Source organism: Bacillus paralicheniformis (assembly GCF_001042485.2).
Taxonomy (GTDB): domain Bacteria; phylum Bacillota; class Bacilli; order Bacillales; family Bacillaceae; genus Bacillus; species Bacillus paralicheniformis.
In genome coordinates this window covers 20,294-38,231 of the sequence record NZ_LBMN02000038.1, presented here as the reverse complement: position 1 = coordinate 38,231, position 17,938 = coordinate 20,294, and the positions used below count along the sequence as shown (strand labels likewise).

The following is a 17,938-nucleotide window of genomic DNA, read 5'->3' as shown; positions in this document are numbered from 1 at the left end:
TTAAAAGAACCTGGTAAAACCATGGTTCTTTTTTTGTTTCTTCATGCAATCGAATATAACGATGGCCGATTTAATCCGGTCGGTTCGCGGAAGATGCCAGCTGCGCAGGCGGTTTATTCTTCGCAAGTCGTCATATTTGCAAAAACGTAGTTTATTTTCCTATAATTTAAACGTGTGATACATATAGAAAGGAAGTTTTTCATATGCAATCTTTACAAAACAAAACCGCTCTGATTACAGGAGGGGGAAGAGGGATCGGTCGCGCAACAGCGATTGCCCTTGCAAAAGAAGGCGTACATATCGGCCTTATCGGCCGTACAGCTGCGAATCTTGAAAAAGCAGCAGAGGAATTAAAGGCGTTCGGCGTAAAAGTATCTGTAGCCGCAGCTGACGTAAAGGATTTAACAGCTGTAGAACGTGCAGTCCAATCCGTAAAAGGAGAGCTTGGACAAATCGACATTCTCATTAACAATGCCGGGATCGGCGGGTTTGCAGGATTTCTTGAGCAATCCCCCGAGGAGTGGGAAAATATTGTCCAGGTGAATCTGATGGGAGTTTATAATGTAACACGCGCCGTTCTGCCTGAAATGATCGAAAGAAAAGCCGGCGATATTATTAATATTTCTTCTACAGCAGGCCAAAGAGGAGCAGCCGGGACAAGCGCCTACAGCGCGTCTAAGTTCGCGGTACTCGGACTGACCGAATCGCTGATGCAGGAAGTCAGAAAGCACAATATCCGCGTGAGTGCTCTTACACCGAGCACGGTTGCGACGGACTTGGCAATCGACTCCAAATTAACAGACGGCAATCCGGAACGCGTCATGCAGCCTGAAGATCTGGCGGAATACATGGTTGCCCAACTTAAACTGCATCCGCGCATTTTTATTAAATCAGCGGGCATGTGGTCTACAAACCCTTAAACAATCAGGAAAGGACAGGCTTGAAACAGCCTGTCCTTTTTTCGTGCTATTTTTGCGAAAGGCGTACGGGGAGATGACGGACGCCGAAGACAAACGGACTTTGAATCGCTTCAAGCTCCTCTGAGCTGTCCTTTTCCACGGATGCATGCCGCAGCAAGTAATCGAGTGCGACTTTCGCTTCAAGCCGGGCAAGGGGAGCACCGAGACAAAAGTGGATGCCGAAGCCGAAGCTCATATGAGGGTTTGATTTACGATCAAGCTTAAAGCTGTCAGGGTCGTCAAATTTCAGTTCGTCACGGTTCGCTGAAGCGACCCAGTTGATCACCGTGGAACCTTTTGCAATCCGCACGCCTTTGATGTCAAGGTCTTCAGCCGCCGTGCGGCCGATTGCTTGCACGGGCGGATAATACCGCAGTGTTTCTTCAACAAAAACAGGAACGAGGGACAAATCTTGCCTTACGGCTTCCTGTGTGGCTTTGTCTTCGGTGAGATAGCGGACGCTGTTTGCGATCAGGTTAGTTGTCGTTTCGTTGCCTGCGACCAAAAGAATGATGCAAAAATTCAGCAGTTCTTCTTCTGTCAGCGACTTGCCGTCAACTTCTGCCCGTAGCAAAAGCGAAATCAGGTCGTCTTTTGGCTCTTTTTTGCGCTGCTTGATAATGTTTTTAAAATAATCCGCCAAAAACCGATTGCCTTCTTCACGGCGTTTGTACATCTGTTCAGCGGCTTCAGCCGAGCGGTCTTCCGCACCTGCGACAAGGATGTCTGAATAATGTTTAAACATGAGGCGGTCTTCAGCCGGAACGCCCAAAAGTTCAGCAATGATAATGACCGGAAGGGGAGCAGCCAAGTCATCCACCACATCAAACAAATCCTTCTGTTTCGCTTCGTTAAATAAAAAAGCCGTCACTTCTTCGATATGCGGCTCAAGCTCTTTCACCGCTTTCGGCGTAAAAGCTTTATTAACGATGGCCCTCATTTTTGTGTGTTTCGGCGGGTCCATTGTTAATATGCTTTTTCCTTCCATATTACCGCCGCGTTTTGAAGAGAAAAGCTTCGGGTTTTTTAACACGAATTGAACGTCTTCATACGAAAAGATATCCCAGCATTTTCGCTCATCATCGTAACGCACAGGAGACGTCTTTCTGATCCGGTTATAAATCGGGAACGGAAACAGCCGGTCATTACTGGAGCTGATTTCTTTCATCGGAATCCAATTGGCATAGTGCTTGCTTGATTGAAGTGAATTTGAATTTGCCACGTCAACTCTCTCCTTTAACATGAATCGTTTATACATGATGAACCGGTTCAATCTTTACGTTATCACTATTTTTACAACGGTTTCAACGGACATATCATGAAAAAATTGTCAATTGGCCAAAAGTATCGGATCTAAAAAAGGAAAAAAGGCGAGGTATGCTCACAACACCGGGAACATCAGCTCAGAGATGGATGAAAAAAACGAGGCCGCACCTGATCAGGTACGGCCTCGATCTTTCAGCTGACGGCTTCTTCCCGGGAGAACTGGCTGTTATACAAATCGGCGTAAAAACCGTTCTCGCGGAGAAGCTCTTCATGGCTGCCTTTTTCAATAATATCTCCGTTTTTCATCACAAGAATCAGGTCGGCATCTTTAATGGTAGAAAGACGGTGGGCGATGACAAAACTCGTGCGGTTAGCCATCAGTTTGTTCATCGCTTTTTGAATATTCATTTCCGTCCGGGTGTCGACACTGCTTGTCGCTTCATCCAATATTAAAATCTTCGGATCGGCTAAAATGGCTCTCGCGATCGTGAGGAGCTGCCGCTGCCCTTGCGAGATGTTTTGGGCATCTTCGCCCAGTACCGTATCATAGCCGTCCGGCAAGGTACGGATAAAATCGTCGGCATAGGCGGCTTTTGCCGCCCTGATGATGTCTTCATCTGTTGCGCCATCACGTCCGTAGGCGATGTTTTCGCGGATGGTGCCGTTGAACAGCCATGTGTCCTGCAAAACCATCGCAAACATGCTTCTGGCCTGTTCGCGCGACAGTTCGCTGATGTCAGTGCCGCCGACCTTGATGCTGCCTTTGTTTAATTCATAAAATCGCATCAGCAAATTGATGATCGTCGTTTTTCCTGCACCAGTCGGTCCGACGATCGCAATTGTCTGGCCTTCTTTGGCATGGAGGCTTAAATCGCGGATGACCGGAACGTTTTTATCATAGCCGAAGGCGACACGCTCAAACGATACATCGCCTTTTAATGCGCCGGTATCGATGGAAGCCGGCGTCTCCTCGGTTTCCTCGTCTTCGTCTAAAAGACTGAACACCCTTTCGGCGGATGCGATTGCCGATTGGATTGTATTCGCGATTCCGGCAGCTTGAACGAGCGGCTGGGAAAATTGCTGCGTGTATTGGATAAAAGCCTGCACGCCTCCGATTAAGAGGGTGCCGTTAAGAACGAAAATACCGCCGGTTATGCTGACAAACACATAGCCGAGGTTGCCGATGAATGTCATGATCGGCATCATCAGACCTGAAATAAACTGCGCTTTCCAGCCTGACTGGTAAAGACGCTCATTCACTTCATCGAATTGCTGAATCGCTTTTTCTTCATGACCGAATGCCTTTACTTCCTGGTGCCCTGTAAACATCTCTTCAACGTGTCCGTTGATGTCGCCGAGTTCTTTCTGCTGCGTGCCGAAGTGTTTCTGCGAAAATGAGGCGATAAATCGGACAGCGAGCATGCTGAGCGGAACCGTGATGAAGACGACGAGTGTCAGCACAGGGCTGATCAGGAGCATCATGACGATGATTCCGACTATCGTAATGACAGACGTAATCATTTGCGTCAGCGCCTGCTGCAGTGACGTATTAATATTGTCAATATCATTGACGGCGCGGCTGAGCGTATCGCCATGCGAATGCTTGTCATAGTACTTTAAAGGGAGCCGCGTCAGCTTTTCATTCACTTCCTGGCGCATTTCGTATATCGTTTTCTGGGCTACGCCGGCCATCAGGTATTGCTGCAAGAACGTAAAGAAAGCAGAAAGCAGATACAGTCCTGCCAGGATCATCGTGATCCGGCCGAGAAAGCCGAATTGAACACCGGTGCCTTCTGTAAAGCTTGCGAAAAGGGAAGAGGTCGCATCTCCGAGAAGTTTTGGACTGATGACATTAAACAACGTCGCCAATATTGCAGCACAGACAACGAGCACCAGCTGGAAGGTCCGCGGTTTTAAATAGCGGGCCAATCTCAAGAGGGTCTTTTTAAATTCTTTCGGTTTTGTCTCGTGCATTCCTTTTGGTATCGAGCCGTGATGCTTTTGTTGTTGGCTCATGCGCTTTCCTCCTCGGCCTGCTGTGATGCCACAATTTCCTGGTAAATTCCATTTTCAGCAAGCAATTGTTGATGGGTGCCGATACCGGCTATTTTTCCTTCATTTAATACGATGATTTGGTCCGCATCTGTAATCGTGCTTACCCTTTGGGCAACAATAATGACGGCGGCATCAGCGGTGGTTTTCTGAAGCGCTTTTCTCAGCTTTTGATCCGTTTTGTAATCAAGCGCCGAAAAGCTGTCGTCAAATAAATAAATTTCCGGTTTTCTGACCAATGCCCGGGCGATGGAAAGCCGCTGTTTCTGGCCGCCTGAAAGGTTGGCTCCGGCCTGCTCGATATCAGATTCAATTCCATTTTCCTTGCCTTCCACAAACTCGGCAGCCTGTGCCGTTTCAAGTGCTTCCAAAATTTCTTCATCTGTTGCATCTTCTTTGCCAAATCGGATATTGTCCTTGATCGTCCCGCTGAATATTGAAGCTTTTTGCGGGACATAGCCGATTTTCGCGCGAAGCTCCTTTTGCGCCATCTTTCTGACATCTGTTCCGTTGACAAGCACAGACCCTTTTTCAATATCGAAAAATCTCGGGATCAATTGAAGAATCGTCGTTTTTCCGGCCCCTGTGCTGCCGATGATCGCAGTCGTTTCACCCGGTTTTGCCTTGAACGTAATATTTTCGAGAACGGGCTTTTCAGCTCCGGCATAACGAAAAGTCACATCTTGAAATTCCACATAACCGCGCAAGCCGCTGTCTTTCTGCGGCTCTTTCGGATCGGTAATCGAAGGCACTGTTAACAGCACTTCGTTAATGCGGTCGGCAGATGCCTGAGCCCTTGGGATCATTACGAATGTCATCGCAAGCATGATCAGCGCGATTAGAATCATGGATGCATATTGAAGGAAAGCCATTAAGTTCCCGACCTGCATGCTGCCTTGATCGATGCGGATGCCTCCGAACCAGATAATCGCGATGTTCGTGAAATTCATCATAATCATCATGACAGGGAATAGAAAAGCCATGATTCTGTTGACGGCGATGCCTGTATCGCGAAACTCTTCGTTTGCCTTTTGAAAACGGGCTTTTTCTTGATCAACTCGGTTAAAGGCGCGAACGACGCGAACTCCAGTCAAACCTTCCCTGAGAACAAGGTTGAGACGATCCGTCTTTTTTTGAAGAACGCCGAATAAGGGAACAGCTTTTCTTGTAATGAGAAAAATCAGCCCCGCAAGGATCGGGAGAGCGGCCAGAAATATAATCGACAGCTTGGCATCTCTGGACACGGCAAGCACAATACCGCCGACCAGCATTAACGGCGCTCTTGTCATCAATGAAAGCATCATGTTGAGTACATCCTGGACTTGCTTGACATCATTTGTGGTACGGGTAATGAGAGAAGCAGAACCGATTTTTCCGAATTCATCCATTGAATAGTGTTCAACTTTGACAAACAGCTTGCGCCTGATATTCCTTCCAAAGCCGAGGGCTGTTTTCGAAGCGAAAAACGCTTTTCCGACAGTCATGATGATGGCCAGAAGGGAGCAGGCGATCATCCAGCCGCCGGTTCTCAATATGAATGGCATGTCGCCGTTCACGATTCCGACATCAACGACATCTGCCATTAACGTCGGCAAATAAAGCTCAAGCACACTGCTCAGCAAAGTAAAAACAGCGACAAGAATCACTTGCAGCTTATAAGGCTTTAAATATTTTAAGAGTGAGATCATTTTTCAACCTTCTTTTCACTTGTTTTTTCTCCGTGTTCGATAAACTCGGATAACTTATGAATCAAATCGGCGAACTGCCTGCTTTCATCCTCGCCCAGAAACCGAGTGAGCTGCAGGAACCACCGGTTCAGCCCTTTAAGCGCATCGTCCGCCGCTTTTTTTCCTTCATCGGTTAAAAAAATCCGGACGATCCTCCTGTCATCCTCATCCATGCGCCGAAAAACGAACCCTTTTTTTTCCATTCTGTTCAACATCTGCGTGACGAAAGGGGAGGTGACATGCAGAGCGCGGCTGATTTCGGATGCCATTTTGCCTTCACCGCTTGCTTCATTTAAAAACATCAGCGCTTTTGCCTCAGTCTTTTTCCATTCAACTGCAGGAAAAGACTGCTTCATTTCCGCATACCGCAGCCGGTTGAAAGCTTCGATCAACTGCACAACGGTCTTGCGGCTGACTTTATCTTGTTTCATAAAAAGCACCTGCTTCTCCATTTTAATTAATTAAGTAAATAAACTAAAACACGGTATTATCATACATAGAACAACAAAAGATTGTCAAAGAAGAAACTTATAAAAAAGAAAAAACCCGATCATTGATGACATGACCGGGTCATTGTACAAGCTTCATAAAAAAATCTTTCATTTCAAGGTGGCGAAGATGTTCCGGAACTTTTTCCGAACCGACGATGATCATCGGAGCCAAGCTATCCGTTTTATAAAGTGAGCCATGGCCGCCTCCGCCAAAATGGAGGGGAGACTTTTTGCCGGCAAATTGGAACCCGGGTTTCGCGTCGGCGATCACAAACTGTCCGCGATGCGAATGCATGGCGCTGTACAGGCGGGCAAGAGCATCCGGGTAATCGCCGTATTGGATCGAGACGCCGTCTGCTTTAATGTCCAATAAAGAAAAATCTCCGCTGATCGTCCATGACTGCCCGTAAGGATCTTGATAGCCGCCTTTTGGACGAAACCGAAGCGGTTTTAAAGAACGCTTCGAATCAACATATATCCAGCCGCTTTTTTTCCACGCTGTGAAAGCGATTCGTTCGTCTTTTTTCAATTCATTGACGGCACCTTGCAGCGGCATGTTTCGATCCGTGACATAAATGTATGCCATTCTGTCGTTTACTGCAAAAAGAAGCTGGGCGTTTCGATCGGGGGCTTCGTTTATTTTAGCGATCCGGTATCCTTTAAAAAGCGAATGAAGCCGGATGGCGGCCTTGTCTTTATCGCGTCCGATCGCTGTCTGCCCGCCATCACCCATGACGACCCATACCGCTTTTTCGGCCGCATCGCGCCAAGAATCATATGCATTCAATATACGCTGCAGCTGCTGGTCCATTTTTTCGAGGCCTTTCATATCCATCGGGCCTTTTTTGTGTGCATCATGGTCAAAATCGGGCAAGTAGGCGACAGTCAGCGCAGGAAGCTTCCTCTTTTTAATTAAATAGGCCACTTCCTGTGCTGTGAACTTGTCGTTAACGCCATAACTTTGCCAAATATGGTGGTGGGGGTTATCGGGATCGAGCTGGGCAAAGCGGCCGAACGAAAAAAGAGCCGGCCCGTTTACCATCATATGTTCAGGCATCAATTTAAGCTTTTTGAGCGGGGGCGGGATATTTAATTCGCGGCGGTCAGGCCCTCTGTATATGAGCCCGTTGATGGATGCCGACTGTTTTCCTCGCACTTGCAAATCATCATGGACCGTTGTCACCTTCCGGCTTAAATGGCGGTGATTAAGAGAAAATATCCCGTCTTCGATCGTTTGTTTGATGCCGAGTGTGGCGATTTCTTTTTTATCGCTCCCGTAATTCACGATTCTCTGTTCATCCTGATCATACCAGACGAGCCCGGGAACGCGGTGGATATTCGGATAAGTTCCGGTGAGCAGGGTGCTGTCAATCGAGACCGACATGGTCGGATACGCGTTTACCACTTCAGGTTCATAATGACCGTTTTCAAGAAAGAATTTTAATGCCGGGGCGCGGCCTGCTTGAATCGCTTTTTTCAAAGGCTGATCCATCAAAGAGTCGATGATCAGGACAATGACCGGTTTTTTGGAGGATTTGACGGCCTCTGCTTCTTCATCCGGGAGTCCCAATTTTTCATTCCCGGCATTCAGCCATATAATAAATGAAATTAGCGCACATATAAAAATGGCAAGAACAATGCTTAGCTTTTTCAAAATGGCCTCATTCCTTTAATCCCATCATATGCATATTCTGGCATGAGACGCCGGAAGTTATAGCTGGTAATACGTTCTAAATGATTCACGGCAGCTCTGGGGAATCCTATTCAATTAGAAAGGAGGGTCAATGATGAATAAGCATAAATGGTTAGCCGCATTTGCTATCATCGCGATTTTAGCCGTAATTGGCTATATCACGGTCAGACATCTTGAACCGGAATATGTATATATGCCTCCTAAAGAAAAAGTCATCTCAAAAGAAAAACGAGTGCACGGATACGATCTATGGGGAGCATTTACACCGGACAAGCCCGCCCCCGCAGAGGAGGGAGTTGTAAAGGTTGATGACCGCCTTCTCGACTTGGGACGGGAGACATTTTACAAGGAAACTTTCGGCAACGAAGTGTTTTTGACAGATATCATCGGACTCCTTGACGGTCCCATTACAGCAGCCAACATGACGAAAGCCATTGCCGGATTGAAAGGGAAAGGGACGACGAACTTGCGCATCGAATTAGCTGAAACGGTTAAGGTCGGCGGGAAAATCTTTAAAAAAGGCGAGAAGATCGACACCGGCATTGATGTTCCAAAAGGGGCATACGCACCGCTTGGCATGCCTTTCAAATACGCTGACGGAAAAATCAAAGCTGGCATCAGCTGTGCGGCCTGCCACGCGGCAGTCGATCCGAAAACGATGAAGGTGATGGAAGGCGTGACAAACTCTGATTTAAATACAGGGCTGATGCTGGCGCTGGCGACAAATTCAGCGGCTTATTTTACACATGCCGAAATTGATAATATTCAACAATTTATGAATGATAAAAGCCCTGTGATCACTGCCAGAAACGGCAAAAAAGAACGCCTTCCCGATCCGGACCGCCTCGAAGATGCGGTCGATCGCATTTTCCTGAAGTGGCCGAGAGGTTTTTTCGACTCGACGATCGATATGAAAAGCAATCCCACGCAGATTCCGGATGCCTATACATTGGGCGACCATCCGTACAGCTGGAGCGGTTCGGCAATGGCCGGTCCTTTTAAAGGCTTGACTGTGTTCAGCAATAATGTTCATGCGCAAAATTCGGACAGCCTCTCGCAAGCCCCGGCAAGCCGGGCGCTTTTCGGCATGAGCGAAGATGTTTATATCGGGACGATCCTGCAAAGGGCTCCCGTCTCAACATACAGGTATCAGCCGAAAAAAAAGGAAAGTCCGACTGCGTTTTTCAAAAAAGCCGATCCCACTCCCGGAGTACCGGGCGTCAACCAAATGGTCAAGCCGCCAAACTATCCTAACATCACATTGGCGGCGCCCGACGGCGTACTTGTAAGCTCACCCGGACGAAAAGTGAATGAAGAAAACAACGCTGTATCCGCCTGGCAAAATACACTTAGACCTCCTGATCCGCGGCAAAAAACCGACAGCCAAACCGTCAGGCGCGGCAGGCGTGTTTTTGAACAAGCGGGCTGCATATCCTGTCATGCCGGCCGGTATTTGACGAACAACAAGGTCATCTCGGTTGAAAAAATCGGAACCGAGCCGACAAGGGCCCGGTCTTTTAAGAAAACGGAAAACATATTCGGGAAAAGCCTTATTCATTCGCCTGACACACCGGTGCCTCTGCCGCGCAAACCGAAGATCCTGAAAGTCCCGACAGCCGGGTTTGACCCCGAACAGATCAAGCTTTCCTGGGCGCAGGGAGATTCCAAAGGCGGGTACAAAGTGCCGAGTCTGATCGGCGTTTACTGGCGCGCTCCTTATTTGCACGACGGAGGGGTTGCAGTGGGAAGCTCATTAAAAGAGACAGGCTTACCAAAGACGGTCATAAACGGTAAGCAGGCGGATCCTTATAACAGTTTGCTGGCGATGATCGACAGAGATTTAAGACAGCAGGTCGTCAAAAGCAATTCGGAATCGCCCGACTTAAAAGCGGTCAGGGTAACCGGCAAAGGGCATGAATTCTGGATCGACGCCAAAAGCGGCTTTTCCGAACAAGAGCAAAAAGCGTTGATTCATTATTTAATCCATGCCGATATGCCGAAAAAGTAAGGAATAAAATGAAACGATAAGCCGCCTGAATGGCGGCTTTTTTTAAAACTTCATCACGGGAGCGGCGATATGATCGCCTTTTCGGTCCTTTGTGACGGCGCGATCCGGCTGACGGAATATGTCATTCACTTCAGCGGTTTTGACGAGTCAAAGGCCGGTTCCAGGCTGCAGCCAGTGCAGGCGAGCCCGTTTCCAGACAGAAAAAACTGGCGTCAGTATGAAAAATCAGCATAAAAAAAGGGGATAAACATACATATATAAGATGTGCTTTTTACAATAGAAGAGATGCGCAGAGAATAAATGGACAGAAAATTCAGACATTAATCATTGTTTATGATAAAATGAAAACAGCCAAGCTTTTGCGCCCGGCTGAATTCGTTGTCATACTGGCTATTGGTATTGCTGAAGGCGAGAAAAAAACTTCTTTACGAACTGATAAAAGACTTTTGCAGAAGGGGAAAGCTCCCTGTTTTTAGGGGTGATGATTCCGACTGTGCGCTTTACTTGAGGATAATCAATCGGGATCTTCTTTGTAAAACGGGGAGCCGTTTCATTAAAGGCGCTTTCCGGCAAAAGCGTCACACCCATATCAGCAGAAACCAGCCCTTTGATCGCATCCAAATCTTCGCCCTCTGAGGAAATTTTAGGCGTATATCCTACTTGCTTGCATGCATCAACAGCCATTTTTCGAAGGATGTATCCGTCTGGAAACAGCACATACTGATCATTTCTGAGATCGCCGAGATGAAGGCTTTGCTGGCCTGATAGGGGATGATTGATCGGCACGAGTGCCAAAAGGCTTTCCGAAAACAAAATGTCCCCTTTAATCTCAGCGATATTTGACGGAACAGGACCGAGAAAAGCCAAATCGATATCCCTGTTTTTCACCGCTTCGATTAAAAATTTATAAGATCCCTGCCTTAAAAGAAAAGCGACATGAGGATGCTCCTCTTTAAAAGCGGAAATAACCGTCGGGAGGAACTGGCCCGCAAGGCTTGTCGGGAAACCGATTTTAACGGTCCCGCGATTCGGGTCCAAATACTCATCGATTTGTTCCTTCGCGAAATCGATCGCTTTCATCGCTGTTTTAATATGGTCTAAAAACTGTCTCCCGATCGGAGTCAGCTTCACATTGCGGCCTTCGCGCTCAAACAAATCAACACCGAGCTCTTCTTCGAGATTGGCGATCTGCCTGCTGATCGCCGACTGAGCGACATGAAGGTGCATGGCCGCTTCCGATACGTGCTCTCTTTCTGCAACTTCCATAAAATAATGCAATTGGCGTAATTCCATCGTTGTTTCACCTGCTCATCTCAAAATGAGATAGTTTTAATCTAAATTATATATTGTTTGTATAGATTTGAAAACCTACAATAGGATTAGAGTTTGTAAGATTTTATGACCGGGGACAAACGGGAAAAATGAACGGGGGAGAGGAACAATGACTTATAATCAACTACCAAAGGCACAAGGTCTCTACCGTCCTGAATTTGAACATGATGCATGCGGAATCGGCCTTTACGCTCATTTGAAGGGCCTTCCTACTCATGATATTGTCAAAAAAGGATTACAAATGCTTTGCCAATTAGACCACCGGGGCGGTCAGGGCAGTGACCCGCATACCGGAGACGGAGCAGGCATCATGATGCAGATTCCGGATGTTTTTTTCAAAAAAGTCTGCGCCGGTTTCAACTTGCCTGAAAAAGGACGCTACGGCGTCGGGATGATCTTCTTTTCTAAGGATGACAGCGGGCGCGAAAAAACCGAAGCGCGCATTAACGAGCTGATCGAACAGGAAGGACAGACGGTGCTAGGCTGGCGAACTGTACCTGTAAATGTCGGAAAAATCGGAACAGTCGCACAGAAAAGCGCGCCAGTCGTCCGCCAGGTATTCATCGGAGCAAATGAAGCGCTGAAAGACAATCTGGCATTCGAACGGAAGTTGTACATCATTCGCAAACAGGCCGAAAATTGGGCGAAAGAACATGACAAAACGTTCTATTTTGTCAGCCTCTCTAGCAATACCATCGTATATAAAGGACTTTTAACGCCCGAGCAGGTTGATGCTTTCTATGAAGATTTACAGGACGAGGACTTCGTCTCAGCTTTTGCATTGGTTCACTCCCGTTTCAGCACAAACACGTTTCCGAGCTGGGAAAGGGCACATCCGAACCGCTATCTGATCCACAACGGGGAAATCAATACGCTGCGCGGCAATATGAACTGGATGAAAGCGAGGGAGCAGCAGTTTGTTTCCGAAGCGTTCGGCGAAGACTTGCCAAAGGTTTTGCCAATCCTCGATGAAAACGGAAGCGACTCCTCGATCCTGGATAACGCTTTTGAATTCTTTGTTCTGGCTGGAAGGAATCCGGCCCATGCTGCAATGATGCTGATTCCGGAGCCGTGGAACGAGAACCCGTACATGTCAAAAGAAAAGAAGGCATTTTACGAATATCACAGCTCTTTAATGGAGCCATGGGACGGCCCGACTGCGATTTCATTTACAAACGGAAAACAGATCGGGGCCATTTTAGACCGGAACGGGCTCAGACCCGCTCGCTATTATGTCACTAAAGACGACTACCTTATTTTTTCCTCCGAAGTCGGCGTGATTGATGTCGAACAGGAAAACATCTTATATAAAGACCGGCTGGATCCCGGGAAAATGCTTCTTGTTGATCTTGAAGAAGGGCGGATTATCTCCGATGAAGAAGTCAAATCCGAAATCGCCGGGGAGTTTCCGTACCAGGAATGGCTCAGTAAAGAACTGGTTCATGTCTCAAACGATATTGAGGAAACCGAAGAAAAATCTGTGCCTGACCTATTGACCCGCCAAAAAGCATTCGGTTTTACGTACGAAGATATTCACAAATATTTAATTCCTGTCATTACAGAAGGCAAAGATCCGCTCGGTTCAATGGGCCACGATGTCCCGCTGGCGGTGTTGTCAGACCGTCCGCAATCGCTGTTCAACTATTTTAAACAGCTGTTTGCACAAGTTACAAATCCGCCGATTGATGCAATCCGCGAGCAGATCGTCACTTCGACATTGACATGGCTCGGAGCGGAAGGCGATATTCTCCATCCGAATGAAAGCAGCTGCCGCCGGATTAAATTGTATACACCGGTCTTGACAAACGCACAGTTCAATTCTTTAAAAGGACTTGTGCATAAGGATTTCAAAAGCAAGACGATTCATACGCTCTTTACAGACGACTTGAAGAGCGGCCTCGAAGATATGTTTAAAGAAGTGGACAGAGCGATCGCCGAAGGCGTGACTCTCCTTATTTTATCCGACCGCAAAATGGACGGTCAGAAAGCGCCGATTCCTGCGCTGCTAGCCGTCAGTGCCTTGCATCAGTATTTAGTCCGCGCGGGAAAACGTACGAAAGTCAGCATTATCGCCCAATCCGGTGAAGCGCGCGAAGTTCACCATTTTGCCGCCTTGATCGGCTACGGAGCGGATGCCATTCATCCGTACCTCACGTATGCGACATACAAGCAGGCGATTGAAGACGGAGCACTTTCCATCAGCTATGAAGAAGCCGTTACAAAATACAGCAAAAGCGTGACAGAGGGCGTCGTAAAAGTGATGTCCAAAATGGGTATTTCCACTGTTCAAAGCTACAGGGGCGCACAGATTTTTGAAGCGGTTGGGATCAGCAAAGACGTCATAGACAGCTATTTCACAGGAACGGCATCACAGCTCGGCGGAATCGGTCTGGATACGATTGCCGAAGAAGCGAAGCGCCGCCACAGGGAAGCGTATGAAGATACATTCAGCGAAACGCTTGATTCGGGAAGCGATTTTCAATGGAGAAAAGGCGGGGAGCACCACGCTTTTAACCCGAAAACGATTCACACGCTGCAATGGGCATGCCGCAAAGGTGATTACAGCCTGTTTAAACAATATTCGAAAGCAGCTGATGAAGAAAGAATCGGTTTTCTCCGCAATCTCTTCTCATTTGATGAAAACCGGAAGCCGCTGCCGCTTGAAGAGGTCGAATCCGCTGAATCGATTGTGCGCCGCTTTAAAACAGGGGCGATGTCATTCGGCTCTTTAAGCAAGGAAGCCCATGAAGCGCTGGCGATTGCAATGAACCGTCTCGGCGGAAAAAGCAACAGCGGGGAAGGCGGAGAAGATCCGGCGCGCTTTACGCCTGACGCAAATGGCGATAACCGCCGCAGCGCGATCAAGCAAATCGCTTCAGGCCGTTTCGGTGTGAAGAGCCATTATCTCGTCAATGCCGATGAGCTGCAAATTAAGATGGCGCAGGGTGCAAAACCTGGAGAAGGCGGACAGCTTCCTGGCAACAAAGTGTATCCATGGGTTGCCAATGTACGCGGATCTACGCCTGGGGTCGGCTTGATTTCACCGCCGCCGCACCACGACATCTACTCGATTGAAGATTTGGCGCAGTTGATCCACGATTTGAAAAACGCCAACCGCGATGCACGGATCAGTGTAAAGCTTGTCGCTAAAGCCGGGGTCGGCACGATTGCAGCCGGAGTCGCCAAAGCGACTGCCGATGTCATCGTCATCAGCGGCTATGACGGGGGCACTGGAGCCTCACCGAAAACAAGCATTAAGCATACCGGCCTTCCGTGGGAGCTTGGACTCGCAGAAGCTCATCAAACACTGATGATGAACGGTTTGCGCGAACGCGTCGTATTGGAAACAGACGGCAAATTAATGACCGGCAGAGACGTTGTCATGGCTGCGCTTTTAGGAGCCGAAGAATTCGGTTTTGCCACAGCGCCGCTCGTTGTTCTCGGCTGCGTTATGATGAGAGCCTGTCATTTGGATACTTGCCCTGTCGGGGTAGCGACGCAAAACCCTGAGCTGCGCAAAAAGTTCATGGGCGATCCGGATCATATCGTGAATTACATGCTCTTTGTCGCAGAGGAAGTTCGCGAATTGATGGCCCGGCTCGGTTTCAGAACAGTTGATGAAATGGTGGGCCGCACGGATGTCCTTCGTGTCAGCGAACGGGCGAAAGCACATTGGAAAGCGGGTCAGCTCGATTTATCAAACCTGCTATATCAGCCGGAAGGCGCACGCACATTCCGTACGCCGCAAAACCACAAAATCGATGAATCACTTGATATTACGCAAATTCTACCCGCCGTCCAGTCAGCTGTTGAAAACGGCACGTCTGCGGAAGCATCCTTTGAAATCCGCAACATCAACCGTGTAACAGGAGCCATAACCGGAAGTGAAATTTCTAAGCGCTACGGCGAAGAAGGCCTCCCTGAAGATACGATTACGCTCAGATTCACAGGTTCAGCGGGGCAAAGCTTTGGCGCGTTCGTACCAAAAGGAATGACAATGTATTTGACAGGAGATGCCAATGATTATATCGGCAAAGGTCTTTCAGGCGGAAAAATCGCCGTCAAAGCGCCTGACGAATTCAACCCTGCATTCCGTGAAAATGTTATTGTCGGAAATGTTGCGTTCTACGGTGCTACAAGCGGAGAAGCTTATATTAACGGACTCGCCGGCGAACGGTTTGCCGTCAGAAACAGCGGAGTCAGCGTTGTCGTTGAAGGCATCGGCGACCATGGCTGCGAATACATGACCGGCGGACGCGTCGCTATTCTCGGCGACGTCGGCAAAAACTTTGCCGCGGGCATGTCAGGCGGAATCGCCTACGTGTACGCCGAAGACAAAAAAGCCTTTAAACGGAAATGCAATCCTGAAATGATCGAATTTGAAACACTTGAAGCACCTGAGGAAATCGCCGAACTGAAAACGATGATCGAAAACCATTACAGATATACTGAAAGCTCAAAAGCAGCTTCGATACTTGATCATTGGGAAGAGGCCGTCGGCCGGTTTGTGAAAGTGATTCCGAAAGACTTCAAGCAAATGATAGAGCGGATTAAAGAGCAAAAAGAAGCCGGCTTGTCTGATGAAGAAGCGCTGATGTACGCGTTTGAAGCCGGTACGAAGCAAAAGATTGAACCGTCTGCGGCTGCTTCATCAAAAGAAGCGGTGGCACAGTAAGAAAGGGGAGGGGAAAATGGGCAAAGCAACAGGATTTATGGAATTCAAGCGGGAAAAGCCTGCTGAACGCGATCCTCTCACACGAATAAATGACTGGAACGAATATTCGTCTCCATTTTCTGAGGAAGCATCAAAAAGACAGGGAGCGCGCTGCATGGACTGCGGCACCCCCTTTTGTCAAATCGGCATGGATATAGGCGGTTATACGTCAGGATGTCCGATACACAATTTAATCCCTGAATGGAACGACCTCGTTTACAAGGGAAGGTGGAAAGAAGCGCTTGACCGCCTTCTGAAGACAAACAACTTCCCTGAATTCACGGGGCGGGTCTGTCCGGCGCCTTGCGAGGGCTCTTGTACGGTGGCGATTTCCGACCCGGCCGTATCCATCAAAGGGATCGAACGGACGATTATTGACAAAGGATTTGAAAACGGATGGATTCAGCCGCGGATTCCGAAAAAACGGAGCGGCAAAAAAATCGCGATCGTGGGCTCAGGGCCTGCCGGTCTGGCAAGCGCCGATCAATTGAATCAAGCGGGGCATTCGGTCACTGTTTACGAGCGCAGCGACCGCCCGGGCGGCCTGTTAATGTACGGCATTCCAAGCATGAAGCTTGAAAAAAGCGTTGTCGAACGCCGCATCAAACTATTGACGCAGGAAGGCATCGACTTTGTCACCAATACGGAAATCGGCAAAGATATTACAGCCGACGAGCTAAAAGAACAGTACGATGCGGTTATCCTTTGCACAGGAGCCCAAAAACAGCGCGATCTCTTGATTGAAGGCCGGGAAGCAAAAGGTGTCCACTTTGCCATGGACTATTTAACAGGCACTATAAAAAGCATGCTCGATTCGAATTTTAAAGATAAACAGTTTATCAATACGAAAAATAAAGATGTCATCGTCATCGGCGGGGGAGATACCGGAGCAGACTGCGTTGCAACGGCCTTGCGCCAAAAAGCGCGAAGCGTCGTCCAGTTCGGCAAACATCCGAAGCTGCCCGATACAAGAACCGCCGAAAATATGTGGCCTGAACAGCCGCATGTCCATTCACTGGACTATGCTTATGAAGAGGCGCAAGCAGCATTCGGCAGCGATCCGAGACAATATTCGATCCAAACGAAAAAGCTTGTCGCAGACAAAAACGGCCATTTGAAAGAACTGCATACGATTCAAATGAAAAAAGTAAAGAATGATCAAGGAAAATTTGAGTTTCACGAAATTCCGGGCACGGAAAAAGTATGGCCTGCTCAATATGTCTTTATCGCTATCGGCTTTGAAGGAACGGAACAGCCGCTGCTTGAACAATTCGGGGTAAATACAGTGAGAAATAAAGTTGACGCAGCATACGGGGAATTTAAAACGAATGTCGATGGAGTCTTCGCAGCAGGGGATGCGAGAAGAGGACAGAGCCTGATCGTTTGGGCGATTCACGAGGGACGCGAAGTCGCCCGTGAGGTTGACAAATATTTAATGGGAAGTTCTGTACTGCCATAAAATAAAGGGGTTTTCACATCATATAAATAAAGCCTGTCCTGCGACCTTCTTTAGGTTGACAGGGCAGGCTGTTTTTTTGTTTGCTTCACAATATTCACCTGCTGATTCGACTTGCCATATCGTTATTTGTTCGAATTTATAAAGGCAATGATAAAAAAATTGTGTACGTACTCCATTTAATGGTATATAACATAACCTAAAGTATGCAACGCAATAAAGGAGGCTATAACAGTGGAA

General features: G+C 48.0%; 11 protein-coding genes. 5 read left to right on the top strand and 6 right to left on the bottom strand.

Features of this window, described 5'->3' with window-relative positions:
* Nucleotides 1–203: 203 nt before the first annotated feature.
* A complete protein-coding gene (locus ACH97_RS21690; protein ID WP_020451729.1) occupies nucleotides 204–920 on the top strand; it encodes a 3-ketoacyl-ACP reductase in 717 nt (238 codons plus the stop codon).
* Between the two features lie 46 nt (nucleotides 921–966).
* On the opposite strand, the gene ACH97_RS21685 is transcribed toward ACH97_RS21690, so the two are convergent.
* From ACH97_RS21685 to ACH97_RS21665, 5 genes are all read right to left on the bottom strand, one after another.
* Nucleotides 967–2,181, bottom strand: a complete 1,215-nt coding sequence (locus ACH97_RS21685; RefSeq protein ID WP_020451728.1) for a cytochrome P450 — start codon at nucleotides 2,179–2,181, stop codon at nucleotides 967–969.
* Between the two features lie 236 nt (nucleotides 2,182–2,417).
* On the bottom strand, nucleotides 2,418–4,241 hold the full coding sequence (locus ACH97_RS21680) for an ABC transporter ATP-binding protein (protein WP_020451727.1): 1,824 nt from the start codon (nucleotides 4,239–4,241) through the stop codon (nucleotides 2,418–2,420).
* Complete coding sequence (locus ACH97_RS21675) at nucleotides 4,238–5,965, bottom strand: ABC transporter ATP-binding protein (RefSeq protein ID WP_050821054.1); 1,728 nt, start codon at nucleotides 5,963–5,965, stop codon at nucleotides 4,238–4,240. Before ACH97_RS21675 ends, ACH97_RS21680 begins: the two co-directional genes overlap by 4 nt.
* On the bottom strand, nucleotides 5,962–6,435 hold the full coding sequence (locus ACH97_RS21670) for a MarR family winged helix-turn-helix transcriptional regulator (protein WP_048350813.1): 474 nt from the start codon (nucleotides 6,433–6,435) through the stop codon (nucleotides 5,962–5,964). The genes ACH97_RS21675 and ACH97_RS21670 overlap by 4 nt, the downstream gene beginning before the upstream one ends.
* Before the next feature lie 139 nt (nucleotides 6,436–6,574).
* A complete protein-coding gene (locus ACH97_RS21665) occupies nucleotides 6,575–8,149 on the bottom strand; it encodes an alkaline phosphatase family protein (protein ID WP_050821055.1) in 1,575 nt (524 codons plus the stop codon).
* Nucleotides 8,150–8,279: 130 nt separating this feature from the next.
* Here ACH97_RS21665 and ACH97_RS21660 point away from each other — a divergent pair, with 130 nt between their 5' ends.
* Together ACH97_RS21660 and ACH97_RS23565 are read left to right on the top strand one after the other, a co-directional pair.
* Entirely contained in the window at nucleotides 8,280–10,196 is a 1,917-nt protein-coding gene (locus ACH97_RS21660; RefSeq protein WP_050821056.1) for a di-heme oxidoredictase family protein, read from the top strand.
* 69 nt (nucleotides 10,197–10,265) lie between these two features.
* A complete protein-coding gene (locus ACH97_RS23565; protein ID WP_023855739.1) occupies nucleotides 10,266–10,430 on the top strand; it encodes a hypothetical protein in 165 nt (54 codons plus the stop codon).
* Nucleotides 10,431–10,586: 156 nt separating this feature from the next.
* Here ACH97_RS23565 and gltC read toward each other — a convergent pair whose 3' ends face one another.
* On the bottom strand, nucleotides 10,587–11,489 hold the full coding sequence (gene gltC, locus ACH97_RS21655) for a glutamate biosynthesis transcriptional regulator GltC (RefSeq protein WP_020451722.1): 903 nt from the start codon (nucleotides 11,487–11,489) through the stop codon (nucleotides 10,587–10,589).
* Nucleotides 11,490–11,637: 148 nt separating this feature from the next.
* Here gltC and gltB point away from each other — a divergent pair, with 148 nt between their 5' ends.
* A complete protein-coding gene (gltB, locus tag ACH97_RS21650; protein WP_048350650.1) occupies nucleotides 11,638–16,203 on the top strand; it encodes a glutamate synthase large subunit in 4,566 nt (1,521 codons plus the stop codon).
* Nucleotides 16,204–16,219: 16 nt separating this feature from the next.
* Nucleotides 16,220–17,701 carry a glutamate synthase small subunit gene (gene gltD, locus ACH97_RS21645; protein WP_020451720.1) on the top strand — a complete coding sequence of 494 codons (1,482 nt, stop codon included), beginning with the start codon at nucleotides 16,220–16,222 and terminating at the stop codon, nucleotides 17,699–17,701.
* Nucleotides 17,702–17,938: the final 237 nt, after the last annotated feature.